General features: G+C 65.0%; 17 protein-coding genes. 12 read left to right on the top strand and 5 right to left on the bottom strand.

What is annotated here, in order from left to right; genetic code table 11:
* The first annotated feature begins 119 nt into the window (after positions 1–119).
* The 8 genes from E8M79_RS02160 to E8M79_RS02125 all read left to right on the top strand — a co-directional run bounded on the left by E8M79_RS02160 (position 120) and on the right by E8M79_RS02125 (position 7,134).
* Positions 120–512, top strand: coding sequence for a GntR family transcriptional regulator (locus E8M79_RS02160; RefSeq protein WP_137150287.1), 393 nt, complete (start codon positions 120–122; stop codon positions 510–512).
* On the top strand, positions 505–1,419 hold the full coding sequence (locus tag E8M79_RS02155) for an ABC transporter ATP-binding protein (RefSeq protein ID WP_137150286.1): 915 nt from the start codon (positions 505–507) through the stop codon (positions 1,417–1,419). Before E8M79_RS02160 ends, E8M79_RS02155 begins: the two co-directional genes overlap by 8 nt.
* Positions 1,416–2,333, top strand: a complete 918-nt coding sequence (locus E8M79_RS02150; protein ID WP_137150285.1) for a hypothetical protein — start codon at positions 1,416–1,418, stop codon at positions 2,331–2,333. The genes E8M79_RS02155 and E8M79_RS02150 overlap by 4 nt, the downstream gene beginning before the upstream one ends.
* 174 nt (positions 2,334–2,507) lie before the next feature.
* The gene (locus E8M79_RS02145) at positions 2,508–3,410 is read left to right on the top strand and encodes a zinc ABC transporter substrate-binding protein (protein WP_137150284.1); all 903 of its coding nucleotides are present in this window, start codon (positions 2,508–2,510) and stop codon (positions 3,408–3,410) included.
* The gene (locus tag E8M79_RS02140) at positions 3,407–4,285 is read left to right on the top strand and encodes a manganese/iron ABC transporter ATP-binding protein (protein WP_137150283.1); all 879 of its coding nucleotides are present in this window, start codon (positions 3,407–3,409) and stop codon (positions 4,283–4,285) included. The genes E8M79_RS02145 and E8M79_RS02140 overlap by 4 nt, the downstream gene beginning before the upstream one ends.
* Positions 4,282–5,148 (top strand): metal ABC transporter permease, encoded by an 867-nt coding sequence (locus E8M79_RS02135; RefSeq protein ID WP_137150282.1) that lies wholly within the window; start codon positions 4,282–4,284, stop codon positions 5,146–5,148. The genes E8M79_RS02140 and E8M79_RS02135 overlap by 4 nt, the downstream gene beginning before the upstream one ends.
* Positions 5,145–5,984: a metal ABC transporter permease gene (locus E8M79_RS02130; RefSeq protein ID WP_137150281.1), complete on the top strand. Its 840-nt coding sequence runs from the start codon at positions 5,145–5,147 to the stop codon at positions 5,982–5,984. Before E8M79_RS02135 ends, E8M79_RS02130 begins: the two co-directional genes overlap by 4 nt.
* 100 nt (positions 5,985–6,084) lie before the next feature.
* Positions 6,085–7,134 (top strand): DUF2793 domain-containing protein, encoded by a 1,050-nt coding sequence (locus tag E8M79_RS02125; protein ID WP_137150280.1) that lies wholly within the window; start codon positions 6,085–6,087, stop codon positions 7,132–7,134.
* Here E8M79_RS02125 and E8M79_RS02120 read toward each other — a convergent pair.
* A complete protein-coding gene (locus E8M79_RS02120; RefSeq protein WP_137150279.1) occupies positions 7,131–7,712 on the bottom strand; it encodes a TetR/AcrR family transcriptional regulator in 582 nt (193 codons plus the stop codon). The genes E8M79_RS02125 and E8M79_RS02120 overlap by 4 nt on opposite strands.
* 230 nt (positions 7,713–7,942) lie before the next feature.
* Here E8M79_RS02120 and E8M79_RS02115 point away from each other — a divergent pair, with 230 nt between their 5' ends.
* Positions 7,943–9,070, top strand: a complete 1,128-nt coding sequence (locus tag E8M79_RS02115) for a Gfo/Idh/MocA family oxidoreductase (protein ID WP_137150278.1) — start codon at positions 7,943–7,945, stop codon at positions 9,068–9,070.
* 78 nt (positions 9,071–9,148) lie between these two features.
* Positions 9,149–9,955, top strand: a complete 807-nt coding sequence (locus E8M79_RS02110; RefSeq protein ID WP_137150277.1) for a hypothetical protein — start codon at positions 9,149–9,151, stop codon at positions 9,953–9,955.
* A 3-nt stretch (positions 9,956–9,958) separates the two neighbouring features.
* On the opposite strand, the gene E8M79_RS02105 is transcribed toward E8M79_RS02110, so the two are convergent.
* From E8M79_RS02105 to E8M79_RS02095, 3 genes are all read right to left on the bottom strand, one after another.
* Positions 9,959–10,837: a glycosyltransferase family 8 protein gene (locus E8M79_RS02105; protein ID WP_137150276.1), complete on the bottom strand. Its 879-nt coding sequence runs from the start codon at positions 10,835–10,837 to the stop codon at positions 9,959–9,961.
* Positions 10,834–12,045, bottom strand: a complete 1,212-nt coding sequence (locus tag E8M79_RS02100; protein WP_137150275.1) for an O-antigen ligase family protein — start codon at positions 12,043–12,045, stop codon at positions 10,834–10,836. The genes E8M79_RS02105 and E8M79_RS02100 overlap by 4 nt, the downstream gene beginning before the upstream one ends.
* A 77-nt stretch (positions 12,046–12,122) precedes the next feature.
* Positions 12,123–12,731: a hypothetical protein gene (locus tag E8M79_RS02095; RefSeq protein WP_137150274.1), complete on the bottom strand. Its 609-nt coding sequence runs from the start codon at positions 12,729–12,731 to the stop codon at positions 12,123–12,125.
* Positions 12,732–12,917: 186 nt separating this feature from the next.
* Here E8M79_RS02095 and E8M79_RS02090 point away from each other — a divergent pair, with 186 nt between their 5' ends.
* Positions 12,918–13,814 (top strand): NAD(P)/FAD-dependent oxidoreductase, encoded by an 897-nt coding sequence (locus E8M79_RS02090; protein ID WP_137150273.1) that lies wholly within the window; start codon positions 12,918–12,920, stop codon positions 13,812–13,814.
* A 93-nt stretch (positions 13,815–13,907) separates the two neighbouring features.
* Positions 13,908–14,888, top strand: coding sequence for an iron exporter MbfA (gene mbfA, locus E8M79_RS02085; RefSeq protein ID WP_137150272.1), 981 nt, complete (start codon positions 13,908–13,910; stop codon positions 14,886–14,888).
* 11 nt (positions 14,889–14,899) lie between these two features.
* Here mbfA and E8M79_RS02080 read toward each other — a convergent pair whose 3' ends face one another.
* The gene (locus E8M79_RS02080; protein WP_137150271.1) at positions 14,900–15,427 is read right to left on the bottom strand and encodes a DUF2306 domain-containing protein; all 528 of its coding nucleotides are present in this window, start codon (positions 15,425–15,427) and stop codon (positions 14,900–14,902) included.
* Positions 15,428–15,485 lie beyond the last annotated feature (58 nt).

The raw sequence follows: 15,485 nt of genomic DNA, 5'->3' as shown, positions 1-15,485 counted from the left end.
CAATTGGTATTGCATTGGTAATGCGCGCGGCGGCCAGCGGCAAGCCGATTCCGCTGCGATGGGCCTTGACTCGTTGTTATAGTGTGCTAGTTATGTAGCACACTAACTAGGCCAAGCACATGGATGACTTTCACACCAGCCAGCCCATCTTCCTGCAGATCCGCCAGCGGCTCGCGCAGATGATCCTGGCTGGCACCGTCGCCGAAGGCGAAGCCTTGCCTTCGGTGCGCCAGATTGCCGCCGAGCTGTCCGTCAATCCGCTGACGGTCACCCGGGCTTTCGAGGCACTTGTCGATATCGGGGTCGTAGAAAAACGCAGGGGACTGGGCATGTTTGTCAAACCGGGCGGTCGCGCCGAACTGCTGACGCAGGAGCGCACCGCATTTCTCAAGCAGGAATGGCCGCGCATTCTCGGCCAGATCCGCGCGCTGGGCCTGGACCCGCGCGACCTGTTGTCGGCGCCGCAGGGCGCGCCAAACCCAACCCATGCCGAGGGGCAGCATCATGATTGAACCATCCACCACCGCACCGCTGCCATCGGTTGAGCCCATCGTTTCCGCACGGGGCCTGCGCAAGAGCTTTGGCCGCAAGGAAATCCTGCACGGGCTCGATTTCGATATTCCCCCCGGCCGCATCTATGGGCTGATCGGCCACAATGGCGCCGGCAAGACCACCACGCTCAATGCCATGCTGGGCCTGACCAATTGCCAGGGCACCATTCGCGTGCTCGGCGAGGACCCCTTCGCCAAGCGCGCCAAGCTGATGGAAAATGTCGCTTTCATTTCCGACGTCGCCAGCCTGCCGCGCTTCCTGCGAGTGCGCGAGCTCTTCGCCCTGCTGACCAATATCCATCCCAATTTCAGCCAGGACAAGGCGCGCGCCTTCCTCGAAGGCACCGACATCCGGCCGGAGATGAAGGTGAAACACCTCTCCAAGGGCATGGTGGCGCAATTGCACCTGGCCGTGGTCATGGCCATCGACGCCAAGCTGCTGGTGCTCGATGAGCCGACGCTGGGCCTCGACATCACCTATCGCAAGCGCTTCTACCGGCGCCTGCTGGAAGACTACATGACCGAGGAGCGCACCCTGCTCATCACCACCCATCAGGTCGATGAGATCGAGTTCATGCTCTCCGACATCATGTTCATCCGCGATGGCGATCTGATCCTGCACATGCAGATGGAGACCGTGAACGACAAGTTCACCCAGCTCGTCGTCAATGACGCGGCGGCCCAGCAGGCGGCCCGCGCCTATGGGCCGGTGTTTGAGGAAACCCGTTTCGGCCAGACCGTGATGATCTTTGACGGCGTCGACCGCGCTCTGCTCGAACCGCTGGGGCGCCTCTCGACCCCCACGCTGTCCGACCTCTTCGTTGCCCTCATGCAGCGGCCCACTGCCAATCCGGAGACCGCCCGATGAAGGCCTTCATCGCCCTGGTGCATCGCGAATATATCGAACACAAGGGAGCGTTCCTCCTCGGTCCGCTGATCCTGCTGACACTGCTGTTCGGCATCATCATCCTGGCGTTCACCGTCGGGCGCGTCGATATGCGCATGTCGGGTGCCGTGCTCACCGTCGTGCCGTTGATCGTCTATGAGATCGGCTTTCTCGGCCTTGGCTTTGCCTGGTCGCTCTATCTCACCGCGACCCTGTTCTTTTATTGCGCCGACGGCTTTGCCGCCGACCGGCGCAACAATGCCATGCTGTTCTGGAAATCCATGCCGGTGTCCGACTTCACCGTGCTGCTGAGCAAGCTCACCGCCGCCATCACCATCCTGCCGGCCATTGTGCTGGCCATCGCCATGCTCAGCGGCGTGCTGCTGTTCGGCGTCGCCTTTGCCACCATGCTGGTCAATGGCACCGCCACCATGGCGGCGCTGGGCGCCATCGTGGGCATCTATGGCCAGGTGGCGCTGGCCCTGACGGTGGCACTGGTCGCCTCGCTGCTGTGGTATCTGCCCTTCATGGCCATCGTCGGCGCCATGGCCACTGCCGTCGGCCGCTGGGCCATTCCCATTGCCCTGCTGCTGCCGGTGCTGGTCGCCACGCTTGAATGGGTGACCCTCGGGGGCCTGCATCCCTTTGTCACCCACACCTGGCGCTTCCTCGAGTACCGCGCTGCGCCGCCGGCCAGCAATTATGCTGACCAGTGGTTCGCCGGCTTTGAGGACCAGGTTGCCCCCAATCTCAGCACGCCGCGCTTTGACGGGCTCGGCTTTGCCGGCGACCTGTTGGGCCATTACGACTGGACCCAGATGGGCCTGGGCATCATCTTCGCTCTGGGCGTGCTCTATCTGGCCAGCGAATATCGCCGGCGCAGCAACGACAACTGACCCCTGTCCGCAACCGATGCCAAAGAGGCCGGCGCAGCCCCGCGCCGGCCTCTTGCTGTTGGGAGGTGGCCGCAGCCACCCCGGGTCTGCCCCCTGTCGCTGGAAGGCCACAAGCTTCTTGCGAATGATTTGCAATTGCACTAGAACCATCTCCGGTCCTGCCCGGAGTGTTTCATGCGTCGCCGCACATTTTCTGCCCTGCTCCTGTCCACCGCCGCCCTTGCCGCCCTGCCGGCGATGGCGCAACAGGCCAGCAGCAGCCGGCTCAAGGTCATCACCAGCTTCACCATCATCGCCGACATGGCCCGCAATATTGCCGGCGATGCCGCCGATGTGGTGTCGATCACCAAGCCAGGCGCCGAGATCCACAATTACCAGCCCACGCCGGGTGACCTGATCGCCGCCCAGGGTGCCGGTCTTCTGCTGTGGAACGGGCTCAATCTCGAACAATGGTTCCAGCGCTTCCTCGACAATCTTGGGGACGCCCCTTCGGCGGTGGTCTCCGACGGGGTCACGCCGCTCAGCGTGGGCGAGGGCCCCTATGAGGGCAAGCCCAATCCCCATGCCTGGATGTCGCCCACCGACGCGCTGATCTATGTCGAGAACATCCGCAAGGCGCTGGGTGCGGCCGATCCGGCCAACAGGGCCGTCTATGACGCCAATGCCGCCGCCTATGCCGCAGCGATCACCGCCACCGTCGCCCCCATCCGGGCGGCCATCGCGGCCATTCCGCCCGAGCGGCGCTGGCTCGCCACCTCTGAAGGCGCCTTCAGCTATCTGGCGCGCGACTTCGGCCTCAACGAGCTCTACCTCTGGCCGATCAATGCCGATCAGCAGGGCACGCCCCAGCAGGTGCGCCGCATGATCGATGCCGTGCGCGAGCACCATATTCCGGCGATCTTTTCGGAATCCACCATCTCGCCCAAGCCCGCCCAGCAGGTGGCGCGCGAAACCGGCGCCGCCTATGGCGGCGTGCTCTATGTCGATTCGCTATCCGAGCCCGACGGGCCCGTGCCCACCTATCTCGACCTGCTCAGCGTCACCGCATCCACCATCGTCAAGGGCCTCTCCCAATGACCGCCTCGACCGCGCCTGGCCTTGTCGTCGACGATATCACCGTGGCCTATCGCAATGGCACCACCGCCATGCGCCATGCCAGCTTTTCTATCCCGCGCGGCTCCATCACCGCCCTGGTGGGTGTCAACGGCTCGGGCAAATCCACCCTGTTCAAGGCCATCATGGGCTTTGTGCCGCTCTCGGCCGGCTCGGTGACCATTCTCGGCGTGCCGGGCCGGCAGGCACTCAAGCGCAACCTGGTTGCCTATGTGCCCCAATCCGAAGATGTCGACTGGAACTTTCCGGTGCTGGTCGAGGACGTGGTGATGATGGGCCGCTATGGCCATATGGGCATTTTCCGCCGCCCCCGCGCCGTCGACAAGGCCATGGTCACCCAGGCGCTCGAGCGGGTGAACATGCTCGAGTTCCGTTTTCGCCAGATCGGCGAACTGTCCGGCGGGCAGAAAAAGCGGGTCTTCCTCGCCCGCGCCCTGGCGCAGGAAGGCCAGGTGATCCTCCTCGATGAACCCTTCACCGGCGTTGACGTCAAGACCGAGGATGCCATTGTCGCCCTGTTGCGCGACCTGCGCGACGAGGGCAAGGTCATGCTGGTTTCGACCCATAACCTCGGCTCGGTGCCTGAGTTCTGTGACCGCACCGTGCTGGTCAAGGGCACGGTGCTGGCCTCGGGCCCCACCAGCGAAATTTTCACCCGCGAATGGCTGGAACAGACCTTTGGCGGCGCGCTGCGCCACTTCGTGCTGGCCGGGGCGGGCCTGCATGACGATGACGATCCCCGCCATCTCTCGGTGCTCACCGATGATGAGCGCCCGCTGGTGCTCTATGGCGAAAAGGGCAAGATGACCACCCAGCAGTCGGGGCCCGTCGACAAATGATCGATACCCTGCTGCTGCCCTTTTCCTATCACTACATGGTCAATGCCATCTGGGTTTCGGCCCTGGTGGGCGGCGTCTGCGCCTTCCTCAGCGCCTATCTCATGCTCAAGGGCTGGTCGCTGATCGGCGACGCGCTGAGCCATTCCATCGTCCCCGGCGTGGCCGGGGCCTATATGCTGGGCCTGCCCTTTTCGCTGGGCGCCTTCTTCTCGGGCGGGCTGGCCGCCGGCGCCATGCTGTTTCTGACCCAGCGCACCAAGCTCAAGGAAGATGCTGTTATCGGGCTGATCTTCACGGCCTTCTTTGGCCTTGGGCTCTTCATGATTTCGCTGTCGCCCACCTCGGTGAACGTCCAGACCATCGTGATGGGCAATATCCTGGCCGTGACGCCCGAGGACACGCTGCAACTGGTCATCATCGCCCTGGTGAGCCTGATCGTCATGCTCTTCATCTGGAAGGATTTGATGGTCACCTTCTTTGACGAGAGCCATGCCCGCTCCATCGGCCTTAATCCGCCGCTGCTGCGCGCCATCTTCTTTACGCTCCTGGCCGCCTGCACCGTTGCCGCCATGCAGACCGTGGGCGCCTTCCTCGTCATCGCCATGGTGGTGACTCCCGGCGCCACGGCCTATCTGCTCACCGATCGCTTCTCGCGCCTGATCCTGATCGCCATTGCCGTGGGCACGCTCTCGGCGCTGTTTGGCGCCTATATTTCCTTCTTCCTCGATGGCGCCACCGGCGGCGTCATTGTCGTGCTGCAGACCGTGGTGTTCCTGCTCGCCTTCGTCTTCGCCCCCAAGCATGGCGTGCTGGCCGCGCGCCGCCGCCGCAATGCCAATATCGCCGGGGAGGGCGCGCCATGAACGAGGTCCTGACCTATGCCCTCTGGCCGTTCCAGTTCCCCTTCCTCACCTCGGCCATGGCCATCGCCATCATGGTGGCGGTGCCCACGGCGCTGCTGAGCTGCTTTCTTGTGCTCAAGGGCTGGTCGCTGATGGGCGACGCCATCTCCCATGCCGTGCTGCCCGGCGTGGTGCTGGCCTATATCGTCGGTCTGCCGCTCGGCATCGGCGCCTTCGCCGCCGGCATGGGCTGCGCCCTTTCGGTGGGGTTTCTCAAGCAGAACAGCCGCATCAAGGAAGATACCGTCATGGGCGTGGTATTTTCCGGCATGTTCGGCCTGGGCATCGTGCTCTACACCTCCATCCAGACCGATGTGCATCTCGATCACATCCTGTTCGGTGACATCCTGGGCATCAGCACCGCTGACATGATCCAGACCGGCATCATCGCCCTGGTGGTCACCGCCATCGTGCTGGCCAAATGGCGCGACCTGCTGCTGTTCATCTTCGATCCCCAGCAGGCTGGCGCCATCGGCCTGCCGGTCCGTGTCCTGCACTATGGCCTGCTGTCGCTGCTGTCGCTCACCATCGTGGCAGCACTCAGCGCCGTGGGCATCGTGCTGGTCATTGCCCTGCTGGTGGCCCCGGGCGCCATTGCCTTCCTCATCAGCAAGCGCTTTGCGCCCATGATGCTGATCGCGGTCACCATTTCGGTGCTCTGCTCGGTGGTGGGGATCTACCTTAGCTTCTTCATCGACTCTGCTCCCGCGCCGACCATCGTTCTGCTGATGAGCGCGACCTTTATCGTCACCTTCCTGATCACGGCGACGCGGCGGCCCCAACCCGCCCTGGCCTGACCGGTCCGCACAGTCCGCCCCTTCCCCGATCTGGGGGAGGGGCGCCGCTTATCCCCGCCCCATCCGTCTGGCCGGATACTCCTGCAAAAGGAGATATCCCATGAACCAGACCCCCCGCCTGTCGCTGCCCTACATCATGTCCGGCCAGGCGCAGAAACACATCACCCACAACGAGGCCATCCAGGCGCTCGATGCGCTGGTGCAGGCCAGCGTTGAAAGCGGCAGCCTCACCGCGCCGCCGTCATCCCCGCTTGAAGGCGAATGCTGGCTGGTGCCGTCTGGCGCAAGCGGTGCCTGGGCCGGCCATGGCAATGAACTCGCCAGCTGGCAGGCCGGCGCCTGGCTGTTTCTCGATCCCGCCGCCGGCTGGCTGGTTTTCTGCAAGGCCGATCAGGCCCTGCTGGTGTTTGACGGCACGGCCTGGCAGCCCCTCGCGGCTCTGGGCAGTGCCCTGCCGCGCCTGGGCATCAACACCAGTGCCGACACCACCAATCGCCTTGCCGTCGCCGCGCCGGCCACGCTGCTGACCCACGCCGGCAATGGCCACCAGCTCAAGCTCAACAAGAATGCCACCGCCGATACGGCAAGCCTGCTCTACCAGACCAATTGGTCCGGCCGCGCCGAAATGGGCCTGGCCGGCGATGACAGCTGGCGCCTCAAGGTCAGCGCCGATGGCACCAGCTGGGTCAACGCCATCACAGTGAGCCCGGCGACGGGCATGATCAGCCTCGGCGGCGCGCTGCGCCCGGCGTTCGACAATGCCGTGACGCTGGGGGCGTCAGGCGCGCGCTGGTCCAGTATCTGGGCCGCCACCGGCACCATCCAGACCTCCGATATCAGGCAAAAGACCGACATTGCCCCCTGCGATCTCGGGCTCGACTTCATCCTGGCGCTGCAGCCGGTGCGCTATCGCTGGGCTGTCGGCGGCACAGAGGCGGACGGCACGCCGCGCCCTGGCCGCCGCACCCATTATGGCTTGATCGCCCAGCAGGTGGCGGACGCTGTGGCGGGCAAGGATTTTGCTGGCCATGTTCTGGCTGACCCGGCTGATCCGGACAGCGAACAGGGCCTGCGTTACGACGCCTTGATTGCGCCGCTGGTCATGGCGATCCAGGAGCTGGCTCTGCGCCTCAAAAACGCGCGAAGCTAGGTCTTGAGACCGCGCACCAGCGCCTTGATGGCTTTGCGATAGTCGGCCTGCTCCGCCTCGGGCGCCATGGCCGCCCGGTCGACCATGGCGCTCAGCAATTGCGCCAAGGGCTCGATCGGCAGGCGGCGGATGGCACCGGCCTCCATGGCGTCGTCCAGCCTATGCACCATGGCCGAAAGTCCATGCGTGCCGGCAATCGCGGCCATCGCCTCTGGTCCCAGCACGGCCGGCGCGTCCACCAGCATGATGCGTCGCCGCCCGGGATCGGCCATGGCGTCCAGAAAGGCGTAGCAGCCGCCCAGCACCACCTTGATCGGCCCCGGCTCGTCCTCGCCGGCCGCCGCCGCATTGACCGCCATGGCGATCAGCAGGTGCTCTTCGGCCACCACGGCGGCGAACAGGGCTGCCTTGTCGGCAAAGTGGTGATAGAGGGCCCCGCGCGTCACCCCTGCCGCCACCGCAATCTCCGGCGTGCTGGTGCCGGCAAAGCCCTTGTCGGCAAACAGCCGCCGGGCTGCGGCAATCAGTGCCCGCCGCGTCTGCTCCCGCCGTTCCGCCTGGGTCTTGGTCGCTCGCAAAACAAACGTCCTGAATCGCTATCTATACAAACAGCACGTATCTATGCCTGCCAGCCACCAGTAAGTGAAGCTCTTTTCATAGCGGACTTCCACGCCGCGGCGCCCTGAAACGCATCTCCGCCAACTCCAGAAAACACATTCTGCGCAATCCAAATAAAATGGCCGCACCGGCTGGCGCGATGCGCCCGACATCGCTAGTTTGCCGCCATATTCTGAGGAGGATTGCGCAAATGACCACCAAGCGCCTTGGCGTCGGCTTCATCGGCACCGGCAATATTTCGTCCGCCTATCTGCGGGCGATCACCGGCCATGACAACCTTGCGGGCTTTCCCATGCTCGATATCAAGGGCCTGGCTGACATGCGCCCCGAGGCGTCCGAGGCCCGCGCGAGCGAGTTCGGCCTGAAATCGATGTCCATCGACGCCATGCTGGCTGATCCGGAAATCGCGCTGATCGTCAACCTCACCATTCCGCGCGCCCATGTCGAAGTCGGCCTCAAGTGCCTGGCCGCCGGCAAGCATGTCTATTCCGAAAAGCCCCTCGGCATCAATTATGCCGAAGGCCGCAAGCTGCTCGACGCCGCCAACAAGGCCGGCCTGCGCATTGGCTCGGCGCCCGATACCTTCCTGGGCGGCGCGCATCAGCAGGCCCGTGCCGTGGTCGATAGCGGCGTCCTCGGCCAGATCATCGGTGGCACCGCCTTCATGCAGGTGCCGGGCCATGAAGCCTGGCATCCCGATCCGGCCTTCTACTACGATATCGGCGGCGGCCCGGTGCTCGACATGGGCCCCTATTACATCACCGATCTGGTCAATCTGCTGGGCCCGGTCGCCCGCGTCTCGGCCATGGCTTCGCGCCTGCGCAAGCAGCGCCCCGTGCTGTCCGAGCCCAAGAAGGGCCAGATCATGGATGTGCATGTCGATACCCATGTCACCGGTTCGCTCGGCTTTGCCAATGGCGCCATCGTCCAGGTCGGCATGAGCTTTGACGTTGCCGCGCACAAGCATGTGCCGCTCGAACTCTATGGCACCGAGGCGAGCCTGATCATCCCCGATCCGAACCTGTTCGGTGGCGATGTCGAGCTGCGCAAGCGCGGCCGCGACGAGGCCTGGGCCGGCGTGCCGGTCACCCAGCCCTATGCCGATGGCAATTATCGCTCGCTCGGCGTCGCCGACATGGCCCTGGGCATCCTGGGCAATCGTCCGCATCGCGCCAATGGCGATCTGGCCCTGCATGTGCTGGAGGTCATGGAAGCCTTCGAGATCGCCGCGCGCGAGGGCCGCACCATCGACATCAAGACCCCGGTCGAGCGCCCGGCGCCGCTGGCCACCTCGCTCAGCAACGGCGCCCTGGCCTGATCCCAGCGCGCCGGGGGTGACAGGGCAGTGCCTGCTGGGCTAACACAGCCCGGCACCTGCCCTGTGATCCGGACGGCCATGACCACTGCCTTGCCCACCATCGTCAGCTTCTGGCACGGACCCATGAGCTGGCTGGAGCGGCTGAGCATTGCCTCTTTTCACCGGGCTGGCCATCGCGTGGAGGTCTATGCCTTCGACCCCATCGTCGGCCTGCCGCCCGAAGCCATCGCCTGCAATGCCGCCGATGTGCTGCCGCGCGAGACCCTGGTGTTCTACAAGGGCAAGGGCACGCCGGGCGTGTTCTCGGACTATTTCCGCATGATGGCGCTGCGCCAGGGCCGCGGCGTCTATGCCGATCTCGACGTCTATTGCGTGCGCGCCATCGAAGGCCCGCCCGACTATCTGATGGCCTATGAGCGGCCCGGCTCGATCAATGGCGCCGTGCTGCATATCCCGCCCGATGCGCCCCTGCTCGATGATCTGCTCTCGATCTTCACCGATCCCGAACGGCCGCTCCTGGAGCCGCATCTGCCCATCTTCCGGCGTCTCGAGGTCGCGGCCCGGCGCCTGCTCGGCCAGACCGTTGCCCCCGAAGACATGCAATATGGCGCCACCGGCCCCATGGCGCTGACCCATTATATGGCCCAGCGCGGCCTCGCCGATCTGGTCCGCCCCAGCAGCGTGCTCTATCCCATACCCTATGAGGGCATCCCGGCCCTGATGCAGGCCGGCTCCAGCGTCGATGCCGCCATTGGCCCGGAGACCCTCGCTATTCATCTCTGGCGCAGCCAACTCACCCGCCGCGGCCGCGCCGACCTGCCCCTGCCCGAACCCGGCAGCGCCCTCTGGACGCTGTGCCAGCGCGAAGGCATTGCCCTGACCTGAGGTCTAGCGCAGCCGCAGCTTCTTCTTCCACCAGCGCGCCCAGCGGTGCCGGGCGAAGCGGTAGAACAGCGCATTGGTCATCACATGCCGGTAGAGCCGGGCAAAGGCCACGGACTGCAGCATGCCTGAGAGCACGCCCCAGGGCTTGGTCTTGCCGGTGTAGTGCAGGATCGCCGGGTCGAGCCCCTCATGCGCATGACGGGCGTCGATGGTGTTCCAGCGCCAGGGCAACTGCAGCCAGTTGCGCGCGAACACCAGGTTAAGAAAATCCTGGTCGTAATAGATCCGCGCCATCACGCCATCGGCCAGCGCCTGTTCCATGCGCCCGATCAGGTCCGCAGCCCGCCATTGCTGGACGTCGATCAGCACCATGCCGGCATTGAAATAGGGGTCGGCGATGTTGAACAGGTCCGCGTTGGACCGGAGGTCGCGCCCGCCGGTGATGAAGGCGCCGATACTGTCGCGCACCGCAGCGATCGGATGCCCTTCCATGTCGATGTCATAGAGTTTCTCGATATTGTCACGCACCAGCATGTCGCAATCGAGATAGAGCACGCGCTCAACCTCCGGTCCCACCAGCCGGTCGATCATCAGCCGTGCATAGACGATATTGCTCAGCCGCTTGTTCTCCGGCATGCGCTTGGCCACATCCCGGAACAGCGCCGAGGCGTCCAGATCATACCAGTGCAGTGTCACCGGAAACTCGCTGGTGATTGCCGCGATATCGGCCCGGTGCGCATCGGTCAGCGTGCGGTGGCACAGGTGAAAGACCAGGTCGCTGCGGCGATGGCTGAACAGGCACACCGAGCGCATGGTGGCATAGGCCGGCGCCCAGAAATTGTCGTCGAAGGTCAAAGCGATATGGATCGGTGTACCGGTCACGGCAAGTCTCTTGGAGAGGGGTAGGCCAGGGTCGCCATCAGCGACAGGATGACGCCAAAAAGCACGGTCTGGGTCAGAAGGCCCAGCATGGCATTGGTCAGGCCCATGCTGAAATAGCCCAGGCTGGTGACGACGCCAAGATAGAGCACCACCGGCCGGTCAGGGCCGCGCGCCGTCAGACCGCCCACCAGTGGCGCGGCAATCAGCAGGCCATAGCAGGCCAGCCCCAGCACGCCGCCAATCACGGCGAAATCGGCGATGTCATTGTGCAGATGCCCCGAAGGCGCATAATTATACTGTGGCGGCATATAGGGCGCCACCAGCGTGGTGAAATCGATCATGCCAAAGCCGAACCAGGGCGACGCCTGAAAGGCATTCCACGCAGTCTGATACATCGACAAGCGTTCGGTCACCGCGCCATCGGTCGGTTCGCCGCGCACCAGGGCCAGCGCGACATCGAGCAAACCGCTGATCCGGCCGCCCAGGCCAAGCGCGAAGGTTGCACCCAGCGCCAGGACGATGCCAGCCACGCCCAGGCCGACCAGCTGCCGGGCCCGTCGCCGTGGCAGGATGAGGAAGGCCAGCAGCCCGCCCCCAACCACAAGCATGGGCACCAGCGCGACCAGCGCGCCACGCGCGCCCGTGTAGCCAATCGCCACGGATGCCAGCACCGGCCCCGCCAGGAACAGCAGACGCCGCGGTCGCGGGTCAAACAGGCCCACTAGCGCCACGCATCCCAGCATCAGCGTGAGATCGGCAAGGTGAATGGGATTGTTCACCAGCGATCCGCCGCGACCCTGCTGCCGCACCAGCACGTCAAATGCGGCAATGCCGGCGCCGGCGGCGGTTCCCACCAGGGCAAGACTGCCGATGACCACCGGCGTCAGCCGTGCCCGGATGCGCGCGAGCAGGGCCGCGTGGCCGCCAGCGAACCACAAGGGCGCCAGCACCAGGATCGCCAGCACATGCAGCGGCGATTTGGCGGTGATCACCAGCGCAATCAGCAGCAAGCCGCCGGCCAGCAGCGGCAGCATAATCACTGGCTGCCCCAGCACCCCGCGCGCCTCCGGCGACACCACAAGGATGATCACCCCGACGCCGAGCAGCACCAGGGTGACGACATTGGCGATTTCAGGGGTCGGTGTGGTCAGGCACAGCCCTGCGAACAGGGCTGCCCAGGCCAGAAGACGCAGCAATTTGGGCAACACGGTCGCGGTCCCGGATCAATTCGGGCCGGACAATGTCGTCTGGTCACCCCGGCGTCAACCTCTCGGTCGGCGCCGGCCTACCAGCGCCAGGTCAGCGCCGCGGCGCTCGCGGGGTCGAAATGCAGCGTCACCGGCGTGTCGCGGCTCGCGTCATAGGCGCCATCGACATATTGCCGCTGCAGCAGGGTAATCGTCTGCGCCGCGGTGTCGGCGCCTTGCCAGAGATAGTCAAAGCAGTTCCTGGTGCTGTCGCCATCGGCGATTTCAGCGGCAATGTCGGCCTTCAGCGTGGCCAGGGCCCGGCCGCTGACCACACTGCCATCGGCCCGCAGGCTGGCGCGCACGCTGGGCACCCAGTCAAAGCCGGTCTCGCAGATAGAGCGATTGTCCTCAAACACGCCCTTGTCGACAAAGGCGATGTCATAGGTCTCGTTCCAGGCATTGCTGATTTCATAGTCGGCGCCGGCGTCGGTGACCTCGAGATAGACGTCCGACCAGTCGCAGGTGGTGCCGTCCTGATTGTAGCACCAGCGCTCGCTCGACCGCATCAGCTGGGCGACATCGGTGATGTTGATCGGCTTGCCAGCCTTGTGGTGCGCAACGATGGCCGCAGTGGCTTCATCAAAGGCCAGGCTTGGCGTGGCACAGCTCAGGCTCAGGGCCGCGATGACCAGCACTTTCTTCACGATCAGTCCCCCCACTGCTGTCGACTTGAACCTCAGCATAGCATTGCCGGCAGCGGGCGACAGCAGCAAGTGCACAACAGGGTTGACGGTCGCGTTATCAAGTAACATATAAAGTTACATAATCGGGCGGGCGGCGGGCCTGCCGCTGTCCGGCCTGCCAGACCGCCTCCGCACAAAGGTATTCTCATGTCCCAAGACGACGTCCTCATCATCGGCGGCAGCTTCGCCGGCCTCGCCGCGGCCCTGCAGCTCGGGCGCGCCCGCCGCGCCGTCACCGTTCTCGACACCGGGCAGAACCGCAATCGCTTTGCCGGCCATTCCCATGGCCTGCTGGGGCACGACCATCGTCCCCCGGCCGCCATTCTGGCCGACGCACGGACGCAGTTGCAGCGCTATCCCAGCGTCAGGCTCGTATCGGCCCGTGCCGAAGCCATATCCGGCGCCAGCGATGACTTCGTCGTCACCACCAGCGACGGTGCCGCCCTGCGCGCCCGCCGCCTGCTGCTCAGCTATGGCGTGGCCGACCAGATGCCGGCCATTCCCGGCTTTGCCGATTGCTGGGGTCGCTCGATTGTCTCGTGCCCCTTCTGTGATGGTTTCGAGGTTGCCGACCGCCATTGGGGCCTGCTGTGGTCGGGCGAGCACAGCGCCCATGCGGCCATGCTCTATGGCCTGTGGACCGGCCACCGCACCGTCTTTGCCAATGGCCACGACATCTCAGAGGCCGTGCGCGCCGATCTCGCCGCGCGGCAGGTCGATCTGATCGAGGGCAATGTGATTGCCATCCAGCATGTTGATGGCCAACTGTCGCAGATTGTCCTCGATACCGGCGCCAGTGTCAGCGTCGATGTGCTGTTCGCCCATCCGCGCTCGGCGCCATCGGCGGGCCTGCATGCCGCGCTCGGTCTGGCCATGGTCGACCATCCCCTTGGTCAGGTGATCAAGGTCGATGATCGCCGCGAAACCTCGCTTGCCGGCATCTATGCCGCCGGCGATCTCACCAGCCCCATGGCCTCGGTCACCCTGGCCTCCTCGGGCGGCGCCATGGCCGGCATTTTTGCCCTGCAGTCCATGCTGGTCTGACGCTGCGGCCGGCCCGCATTGGGCGCATGGGCTTGCCAACAGTTTGGAATGATTCTAGACATTGTTTAGAACCATTCTAAAAAGTCTTCATCCATGCTCAGCTTTTTGCCCGATAGCCGCCGGCCGTTTTCCTCTCTCACCGAGCGGGAAATCCTCGCCCTGGCCATTTCGGCCGAGGAGGAAGATAGCCGCATCTATGCCGAGTTCGCCACCAAGCTGGTCGGCAATTATCCGGGCTCAGCGGCCTTGTTTGAGGGCATGGCGGCCGAGGAGAACGAGCATCGCCGGCGGCTCCTCGATCTCTATGTCGAGCGCTTCGGGCCGCAGCTGGCCCCGATCCGCCGCGAGAATGTTCGGGGCTTCCTCGCCCGCAAGCCGATCTGGCTGATGAACAATCTCAAGCTCGAGGATGTGCGCCAGCTGGTCTGGGAAATGGAGGAATCGGCCTACCATTTCTATCTTGAGGCGGCCAAGCAGGCGGGCGACGCCAATGTGCGCAAACTGCTCGGCGACCTGGCGGCGCAGGAGCGCAAGCATGCCGAGGCCGCCGACCGCATCGATGCGGCGGTTCTGGGTGCCGAAGGCCGCCACGTCGAGGCCGGCGAGGCCCATCGCCAGTTCGTGCTGACCTATGTGCAGCCGGGCCTCGCCGGGCTGATGGATGGCTCGGTCTCCACCCTGGCGCCGGTCTTTGCCGCTGCCTTTGCCACGGGCGACACGCACCAGACTTTCCTGGTCGGCCTCGCCGCCGCCGTCGGCGCCGGCATTTCCATGGGCTTTACCGAAGCGGCCTCCGACGATGGCAAGCTCACGGGCCGCGGCTCGCCCATCAAGCGCGGCCTCGCCGCTGGCATCATGACGGCCATCGGCGGCCTGGGCCATGCCTTGCCCTATCTCATCCACGACTTCACCATTGCCACCGCCGTGGCCTTTGTCGTCGTGCTGGTCGAGCTCTGGGCCATCGCCTTCATTCAGAACCGCTATATGCACACACCGTTCTGGCGGGCTGCGCTGCAGGTGGTGCTCGGCGGCGCGCTGGTCTTTGCCGCCGGCATTCTGATTGGCAGCGCCTGACGCGACCGCGCCTAGCTGGGATTCTGTTTGAGGGCAGGGCGCCCCATCCCGCGCCCGGCCCGACGCACCAGCCAGATGGCACCGGCGCCCACCAGCAGCGACACCACGATGAAGATAGCGCTCTCGGTCGGCCCGGCGCCCTGGGGCCCGAACACCACCTGGTTCATGATGCGTCCGGGCATGAAGGTGAACCAGCCCGTCAGCACCAGCGCCAGCAGATAGGTCGCCTGCATGGTGCGCCGATGCGCTGAGATCTGGTGCTTGCGGGCCAGGCGCACGCCCAGCCACAGGCTCACCAGCGAGCCCAGCGACAGCAGGTGGATCGGGCTGAACAGCCCGAACATGCGCAGTTCCCAGATGAACAGCGAGCTGACCGCCACCGCAACCATCAGCCCCACCCAGATGCGGCCGGCGCTCTTATGTGCCCCATCGCCCTTGCGGCGGAACAGCACCACCCCGCCCAGCCCGAAGGCCAGCATGGCGGCAAAGGCATGGATCTGGATGATGGGACTGGCAGACAGCAGGGGCGCAAGGGACATGGACGCAAGCCTCGGGTAAAACGTCTCGGGTTGAACTTGTTGTCCTGCCTTTTCTCAC

Origin of the sequence: Devosia sp. FKR38 (assembly GCF_005222805.1) — a bacterium.
GTDB lineage: Bacteria > Pseudomonadota > Alphaproteobacteria > Rhizobiales > Devosiaceae > Devosia.
Note: the sequence above shows the minus strand (reverse complement) of the source record. Positions and strands in the feature narration are given on the sequence as shown.